Source organism: Polaromonas sp. (assembly GCF_030682935.1).
In the GTDB taxonomy this organism is placed as follows: Bacteria; Pseudomonadota; Gammaproteobacteria; order Burkholderiales; family Burkholderiaceae_C; genus Polaromonas.
Genome location: NZ_JAUXNA010000330.1, coordinates 1 through 5014 on the forward strand (window position 1 = coordinate 1; position 5014 = coordinate 5014).

A 5014-nucleotide genomic window follows, 5' to 3' on the forward strand; every position below is an offset into this window, starting at 1 on the left:
GGAAAAATGCTGGAGCAAGTTTATTGCTAGCGTATTTAAATGCGCTATAATTTGAAGCTTGGCGGCTGTAGCTCAGTTGGATAGAGTACTTGGCTACGAACCAAGGGGTCGTGGGTTCAATTCCTGCCAGCCGCACCAAAAACGAAAGCCTGCAACGAAAGTTGCAGGCTTTTTCGTTTGCGTGTCAGTTCTCTGGGCGACGGGCGGGCGCCCCAGATGCTATCCTGACAAACGCATGAACAAAGCCTTTATCAAAGAAACCGAGCCTGATGACGACGAGCCGACGCTTGAACCCTTGGTAGCAGGCGGGAAAAATTACATCACGCCCCAAGGGTACGCGCGTTTGCGCGCTGAATTGCTTGATCTGATTGATAACGAGCGTCCAAAAATGGTAGAGACAGTCTATTGGGCCGCCAGCAATGGTGACCGGTCCGAGAATGGCGACTACATCTACGGGAAAAAACGCTTGCGTGAGATTGACCGGCGCATTCGTTTTTTGACGAAAAGGCTGGAAATTGCTGAAGTCAGCAATCCCTCTGTTCATCATGGAAGCGAGCATGTATTTTTTGGCGCCACCGTGACTTACGCCGATGACAGCGGCGAACAACGCAGCGTCACCATTTTGGGCATTGATGAGGCCGATAGCGCCCTGGGGCAAATCAGCTGGATATCGCCTGTGGCCAGAGCACTGCTCAAATCACGTGTCGGCGAGGAGGTCAACCTCGTGACACCCCACGGCGTGAGGCTGCTTGAGGTGCTGAAAGTGGACTATCCCGAGCCTGACCCTGTCGATTAGCGCATGCTTCGCGCGCGTGGGGGCTTGTCAGCCGGCGGATTTGGCACGCTGCACCCGGAGTACGGAAGGGGTGCGTTTGACGCTGCGTATCGCTGAGGCCAAGTGAATGCGATCACGCACGGCTACGCTAAAGCGCAGGTCTGTCGCATTCTGTGCAGGTTCAGGCCCCATCTCCACATGGGTGATATCAGCTTCAGCGCTGGCCAGCGCTGCCGCCACGCGCGCCAGCACCCCTTTGCCATTGGAAACCGTTACCAGCAGGTTGGTCTCAAAAGCGCGCACGGGCTCGTCGGACCAGTCAACTGCAATAAAGCGCTCGCTGTCGCGGTGTTGCAGGCGCTTGGCCACGGCGCAGTCGTCGGTGTGTACCGCCAGACCTTCCCCCCGGCCCAGATAGCCCACGATACCGTCGCCAGGGATCGGTCGACAGCAAGGCGCAAACTGTACGGTAGCGCCTTCACTCCCATCGAGCAAGAGCGCTCCCTGCGATACAGACTCATGGGCGCTGTAACGTTCGCGGCTCATGGTCAGGGCGTCTGGTTTTTCGCCTGTCTCGGCGAGCAAGGTCACAATGCGCTTGGCGACCATGCTGGCAATGCGCTTGCCCAGCCCAATATCGGTGAGCAGATCAGCGCGTGATCGGTTGCCGGTAAAGCGCAGGATTTTTTCCCACTTGTCGTGATGGACTTCGTCGTCTTCCGAAAGGTGCTCTCGGTTGATGCCTTCAGCCCGCAGCGCCTGGGCCAGCATTTTTTCACCCAGAGCCTGAGACTCTGTGAGCGCCATGGTCTTGAGGTATTGGCGTATTTTCGAGCGCGCCTTGCCAGTGCGCACGAAACCGAGCCAGCCCGGGTTCGGGCTTGACACGGATGCCGTGATGATTTCGATCACGTCCCCGTTATGCAGTTCTGAGCGCAGGGGAACCTGCTCGCCGTTGACCTTGGCCGCTACTGTCCTATGCCCCACATCGCTGTGAATGGCGTAGGCAAAGTCCACAATGGTGGCGCCTCGCGGCATCGCCATGATCTGACTTTTTGGTGTGAGTACATAAACCGCTTCGGGAAACAGGTCAATCTTGACGTGGTCCCAAAACTCTGCCGCGTCACGCGTTTCCTGCTGGATTTCAAGCAGCGACTGCAGCCATTGGGCGCCCAACCGTTGTGAGGCGTCACTGTCCGGGTCCGTGGCCTTGTAGAGCCAGTGAGCGGCCACACCTGATTCGGCCACCACATGCATCGCGTCAGTACGCATCTGAAACTCGATATTGGTGCCAATGGGACCTACCAGGGTGGTGTGCAGTGACTGGTAGCCATTGACCTTCGGAATCGCAATATAGTCTTTGAATTTTCCGGGCAAGGGTTTGTACAACTGGTGCAAAATGCCCATGGCCGTGTAGCAGGTCGTCAACTCCTGCACGATGATCCGAAAGCCATAGAGATCGGTGACCTGTGCAAAAGACAGGTGCTTTTCGCTCATCTTGCGGTAAATGGAGTACAGCGTCTTTTCGCGGCCAAAAATATGAACCGGGATGCGGGCGTTTACAAACGCGGATTCGACTTCCGACTGCACCCGCTTGATCACATCGCGCCGGCGGCCTCGTGCACGCAGCAGGGCTTTGTTCAACGTTGCGTAGCGCCACGGATGCAAATACTGGAATGACAGGTCCTGCAGTTCCCGGTAGGTCGTGTTCAGGCCCAGGCGGTGCGCGATAGGGGCGTAAATGTCCAGGGTTTCGCGCGAGATCCGGGTCCACTTGGTGCGCGGCGCGTCGTTTAACGTGCGCATGTTGTGGGTGCGATCGGCTAGTTTGATCAGAATGACGCGCACATCGCGCGCCATTGCCAGCAACATTTTTCGGAAGGACTCGGCCTGATTTTCTTCCCGGGTGTTGAACTCCAGCTTTTCCAGTTTGGTCAGGCCGTCTACGAGCTCGGCCACAGGCGCACTAAAACGCTCAATCAGCTCTGATTTGGTCACTCCGCAGTCTTCAATTGCGTCGTGTAGCAGGGCCGCCATCAGTGCCTGTGCGTCAAGCTTCCATTCGGCGCACTGTTGGGCGACCGCGATGGGGTGGGTGATGTAGGGCTCGCCGCTGTTGCGCAACTGGCCCAAGTGGGCCTCGTCGGCGAAGCGATAGGCCAAGCGGACATTCTCGATGTCTGCGGCACTCAGGTAGTCCAGTTTGGCTGTGAGCGCAGCAAAGCTTGCCGCTGCAGCATTGGCAGCCGCAGGCGTTGATTGACTGGAAATGACGGGCGAAAGGATTGCGCTCATGCCTCAAATGTATCGCGGCATGAATAAATCGGGGGCGAAATGGCCTTTGAAGCGCCCAAAACGAAAAAAGCACCGTAGCCCGGTGCTTTTTTAAACAGAGCTGGCAGGATCAACCAGGTACCTTTTTCAGCATTTCCAGGCCGATTTTGCCTGCAGCGATTTCACGCAGCGCGGTGACGCCAGGTTTGTTTTTACTTTCGATCTTGGCGGCATGACCCTGGCTGAGCATGCGGGCCCGGTAGGTAGCAGCCAAAACCAGCTGAAAGCGGTTAGGGATTTTTTCGAGGCAATCTTCGACGGTAATGCGGGCCATGGTGATTCTTTCGGTGTGATCGGTAACTTAAGGAATATGAAGGGCCTTGAATGTTTCGGCTCGGGCTCGTCGCTGGGCCGAAAACTTGAGCCGCTGGGCATGAATGATGGTTTTCAGGTCGAAAACTGCCCGCTCAAACAACTCATTAATTATAACGAAGTCGAATTTTTGGGCCTGCGCCATCTCTACGGCTGCATTTTTTAGCCGCAATTCAATGACTTCCGCAGTGTCTTCGCCGCGCCGTTGCAGGCGAGAGCGCAGCTCTTCCCAGCTTGGGGGGAGAATAAAAATCAGGACAGCATTGGCAAAAATCTTTTTGATATTAATGGCGCCCTGAAAATCAATTTCAAGAATGACATCAGCGCCATGCGCGACCCGCTCTTCAATGGTATGGCGCGACGTGCCGTATCGGTGGCCGTGAACATGCGCCCACTCCAGAAAAGCATCGCGCTGCACCATGCCATCGAACTCTTCCGGAGACAGGAAAAAGTACTCCCTGCCATGCTTTTCCTGCCCGCGCGGTGGCCGGGTGGTGTGTGAAACGGCGGGCTGAATACGTGAATCGAGTTCCATCAAGGCTTTCACCAGGCTGGATTTGCCAGCTCCACTCGGAGCGGCGACAACAAATAAATTTCCGGGATAGTCCATGCGTACTGGTAGTTTGTTGCAATAAATTAAATAGCGACCAAGGTGTCACTTGATGTTCTGGACCTGAAGTTCGGGATCAGCTCTAAGACATTGATTTTCATGGATATTGCGTCCAAGGTCGGTGCCTCACCCCACAAAATGGCAAGGCTGTTATGAATTGTCATGAGGCGTTGCGAGTCAGCGGTTTCAACTTGGCTACGAACTGCGATTTTATCAGTCGGACTTTTGTCATTGCGTGGTAGAGGGCGCTACTCGCAATCGGATGCAAGATGTGCTCGGTCCGTCCTTGCCCCCGCAGCGAAGCGGTAGCGTTTCTCGAGGCGGGTACCCACAAGTTGATCGGTCCAGATCGGCGGGTTGACGCAACTCGCTACCGCCGTTCGACGCTACCTCCATGAGGTCTTGGGTGTTTTCACTCCCGATGTGAGACCATGGGCGCGTGCAAACGAGCTGCCGTACTTCCTGCGGGACGCTTTTCGGTTCAGCGAGCTTGAGCTGCTGGGGCAGCCTATCGTGCTGGCGATGGGATGTGCTGAACAGAAACATCCTCTTGGTGAAGTTCGAGCATGGTTGGACGAAGTGAGGGTATTGGCCGGGCACCCCGCGGTCTACGTCACGGATGCCTTGGCCTCTTATGAACGCAGGCGGCTGATCGAACAAAAGGTCCCTTCATCGGAATGGCACTTACTTTGTGGTGGTCTAATTTAAAAAGACACAACGATAGGTTTTTCTAAACCTAAATGGCGACAGAAGTGAACAATCAAAAATCCCGAAGAGCCTTTGATATCAGCTTCAAGCTGCAGGTAGCTCAAATGGTGAAAATCCAAGGCTTGAGCATCAGTCAAGTCTGTAAAGACATGAAACTTGGCGAAAGTGCCGTCAGGCGCTGGGTCAGCCAATTTGAAGCGGAACAGCAAGGCCAAAGCGGCGCTGGCAAGCCGTTGACCGTGGAGCATCAACGCATCAGGCAGTTGGAACTTGAA

5 protein-coding genes and 1 tRNA gene are annotated in these 5014 nt (G+C 55.4%); 3 read left to right on the forward strand and 3 right to left on the reverse strand.

Annotated elements, in window-relative coordinates; genetic code table 11:
• Positions 1 to 61: 61 nt before the first annotated feature.
• Together Q8K05_RS15325 and greB are read left to right on the forward strand one after the other, a co-directional pair.
• Positions 62 to 138: transfer RNA gene (locus Q8K05_RS15325), tRNA-Arg, on the forward strand.
• Positions 139 to 235: 97 nt separating this feature from the next.
• Positions 236 to 796: a transcription elongation factor GreB gene (gene greB / locus Q8K05_RS15330; RefSeq protein ID WP_305247492.1), complete on the forward strand. Its 561-nt coding sequence runs from the start codon at positions 236 to 238 to the stop codon at positions 794 to 796.
• Between the two features lie 27 nt (positions 797 to 823).
• Here the strand turns inward: greB and Q8K05_RS15335 are convergent, their stop codons facing one another.
• From Q8K05_RS15335 to gmk, 3 genes are all read right to left on the reverse strand, one after another.
• Entirely contained in the window at positions 824 to 3070 is a 2247-nt protein-coding gene (locus Q8K05_RS15335) for a bifunctional (p)ppGpp synthetase/guanosine-3',5'-bis(diphosphate) 3'-pyrophosphohydrolase (protein WP_305247493.1), read from the reverse strand.
• Positions 3071 to 3179: 109 nt separating this feature from the next.
• Complete coding sequence (rpoZ, locus tag Q8K05_RS15340; RefSeq protein ID WP_026780849.1) at positions 3180 to 3383, reverse strand: DNA-directed RNA polymerase subunit omega; 204 nt, start codon at positions 3381 to 3383, stop codon at positions 3180 to 3182.
• A gap of 27 nt (positions 3384 to 3410) precedes the next feature.
• Positions 3411 to 4031 carry a guanylate kinase gene (gene gmk, locus Q8K05_RS15345; RefSeq protein WP_305247494.1) on the reverse strand — a complete coding sequence of 207 codons (621 nt, stop codon included), beginning with the start codon at positions 4029 to 4031 and terminating at the stop codon, positions 3411 to 3413.
• Positions 4032 to 4843: 812 nt separating this feature from the next.
• Between gmk and Q8K05_RS15350 the strand changes: the two genes are divergently transcribed.
• Positions 4844 to 5014: transposase (locus Q8K05_RS15350; RefSeq protein WP_370868872.1), on the forward strand; the 171-nt coding region annotated here is incomplete at its 3' end.